Below are 3,387 nucleotides of genomic sequence, written 5' to 3'. Positions count from 1 at the left end.
TAACAAACAACAATGATGGTACTTACACTTTCGACAACGGAAATGGATCACCAGTAACATTTGACACCAATGCAAATGCAATTGCTTTTGATAACTCAACAAACGGATTCACTTCAACTAATGTACAGGAAGCATTAGAGGAATTGAAAACGAAGTTAGACGGAACTAGCGATGCTTTAGTAAACAATAACGACGGAACTTATACGCATACAACAGTAGCAGGAGATGTTGTTATCATCGATGCCAATACTACTCAAGTAGCAGAAAAAGATGGCGTTTACACATTCACTAACGCAAAAGGAGAAACTCTAGCAACGATTGATACTAATGCAAGCAGCATTACGTATAACGATAACACAACAAACCTAGGTGCAACGAATGTTCAAGGTGCGATTGAGAAATTAGTAGAGAAAATCACTAATGGATCAGGTGTTGAGTTAGTTGACAACAACGACGGAACAATTACCTTAAAAACAGACGGAGGCGTAGAACTAGGAACTGTAAATAAAGGAGAGTTAACAAACAACAATGATGGTACTTACACTTTCGACAACGGAAATGGATCACCAGTAACATTTGACACCAATGCAAATGCAATTGCTTTTGATAACTCAACAAACGGATTCACTTCAACTAATGTACAAGAAGCATTAGAGGAATTGAAAACGACAATTGATTCTAATAAAGGAGACTTAGCTGTAGCAGGTGGATTGGAATTCACAGGAGGAACAGACGGAACAGCTAAATTATTAGCTGATGCGGGAATCCAAATTGCAAAAGGTGGAGTTACTCCAGAAAAATTAGAAGGAGGAGCAAACGAAACGATTTTAGTTACAGATGCGAATGGTAATGTAAGCTGGGTTACAAAAGATTCAGTTGTAACTGAATCTCAAACATTAACGATTTTAGGATATGATATTACTACGAACTCTTTGTTGTATAAAGATGAAGAAAAGAAAGATCATACAATTACGTTAAACAGTGGATCAGTAACGTATGATGCTACTAAAAACGAGTTAACATATGTAGGTTCTGATAAATCTTCAACTGTAATTGCGTTGAATAATACAGATTTATCGTACGATAAAGATACAAGTATCTTAACGTATGTAAACGCTCAAGGTGGAATACAAACGATTGACCTTAAGACAGCAATTGTGGAGAATACAACAAATGCGTTGACTCTAACAGGAAACAAATTAACAAGTACTGTAAACGGTGTAGATGCATCAGTTGAATTGACAGAAGCAAACGTAACTTCATCTAAAGGAATTACTTCAACAAGTATTACTGTAGGAGGTGAGTCAAACGGAACAAATGCGACGTTGAAAAATGTTACATTAGAAATTACACCAGGTAGAGAAAACCAAGTATTAGTAACAGGAGCAGATGGTAAGACAGCTTGGGTAGACCAATCAACTTTATCAAATGTAACTTTAGCTGGAGATGTAACAGGAGCTGCTGGAGCAAATGAAATTTCTTCATTACAAGGAACAGCAGTTGATGCAAAAGGACAAAAAGAAGAAGGACAAGTTTTAACATACCAAAATGGAACATGGGTTCCTGCAACACCAAAAGTAGATGCAGAACATGTTGCTAATGCGAAGAATTTAACTGCTGCAGATGGAACTGAAGCTACAATTGAAGTAACAACAGGAGGAACAAATGCTGTATTAGTTGAAACAAGTCTACGTGTGAAAGCAGAGTCAATTACGTCGAAAGAAATTAAAGACGGAAGCATTGCTACAAGTGACTTAGGTGATAAAGTAGTTACAGCTGAAAAATTAGTTGCAGGTGCAGCTGATGAAGGAAAAGTACCAGTTGTACAACAAGATGGTTCAGTAGTATACCAAACAATCTCAGGAAAGAATATCGATGGAGAAGCATTGAGTTCTGCTAATAACCTATTAACTGTAGGTGGAGCTGGAGCAGCTAGTTCAGTATTAAAAGAAGTAACGTTAACTGTAAACGAAGCTGAATTTAATATTGAAAATATGAAAGGTGATTTAGCAATCACTAGATTAGAAGCTGGTACGGAAGGACAAATCTTAACAACAGTAGGAACTGGAGATCAAGCTAAAGCAGTTTGGACTAACAAAGACAAAGCTACAGTAGTTAAAGGAGCAACAACTAATGTTTCAGTTACACAAGGTACTGGTGATAAAGCAAACGAATATACAGTTGATGTGAAAGCAGCAATGCCAAAAGTATTCTACATGCCACCAGTAATGTTTGATACGTCTAAAAAACACAATGTTGCACAAACAAGAAACTTATACGAAGAATACGTTGCTATGTTTGGAGGTTCACAAAATGTGATTGATACTCCAATCGAAGGACAAAGACCTGGATTAATTAAAAATGGAAATGCTGAAAAACAGACAATTCCAACGTTTGAAGCAAATCAATTAGATTTCTATGTAGCGTATTATGATCCAGCTGTATTTGAAAATGTACAAGTAAGTGATGCGGGTGTATTAACGTATACAATCAAGAAGAAAGCAAAATACGGTGCATTTATGACAGTAGTATTCGTAGTGAGAGATACACCACGTCAATAAATAGAAACTGTTAGATAGTAAAACCTGTGTTAATCGATTTCGATTAGCACAGGATTTTTAAAACTAAGACTGTAAACTATGAAAAAAATATATAGCAATCGTGTACTTTTCCTAAGTTTAATAGGAGCTAGTAGCGCTGTTAACGCTCAATCCTCGAACGAATCTTTTGTCAATCAAGGGCAAATCTCAGTAGCGAGTGGCGGAGTAGTATCGACGTTGTATGATTTTGACAACCAAGCAGGTGCAAAATTGAGCAATGATGGAACGGTGTATTACTATCGCGATTTCAACAACGATGGATATTATTCATTCACCACGAATCGCAAAACGGGTAAAGCCGTATTTACGCGTTATGCTGGCGAAGGAGAATTAGGTGCTCAACTCATCAGCGGAAGTGAGATGTCAGAATTTCACGATGTAGAGTTGAATAACGCTACCAAGAAAAAGGCGTTTGATTTGAAAAACAACATGGAGGTTTATGGAACTGTTGACTTTCAAGATGGCATTATCAAGGTAGATCCTACAGTTTTACCGGGAGAGAAGTTGTCTCAAGGGATGCTGAGTTTTCAACAAGGAGCTAAAGCGATCAATGTAAAAGATGCATCTCACGCAGAAGGTTTAGTAGAGAAAATCGGGAATGAGTCATTTCAATATCCTAAAGGTGACCAAGAGAAGTATCGCTACGCACGCATTTCAGCTCCGGAGTTAAAAACCGATGGATTTGTTGGCGAATACCGCACAGAAGACGCTGCTTTTTTCAAAGCTCGTCCTACAATAGCAGGCGTGATCAAAGAGCTTAACACCAGTGAATATTGGTTAATAGACC

The 3,387-nt window shown here is 37.4% G+C and carries 2 pseudogenes; both read left to right on the top strand.

Annotation, left to right across the window (positions count from 1 at the left end):
* Positions 1-2,561 (top strand): annotated as a pseudogene (locus H4K33_RS16160) (hypothetical protein); the annotation flags it as partial.
* Positions 2,562-2,639: 78 nt separating this feature from the next.
* Positions 2,640-3,387, top strand: a pseudogene (locus H4K33_RS16155) (gliding motility-associated C-terminal domain-containing protein); the annotation flags it as partial.

Origin of the sequence: Myroides sp. WP-1 (assembly GCF_014145635.1) — a bacterium.
Classification (GTDB): domain Bacteria; phylum Bacteroidota; class Bacteroidia; order Flavobacteriales; family Flavobacteriaceae; genus Flavobacterium.
This window is presented reverse-complemented; position numbering and strand designations above follow the sequence as displayed.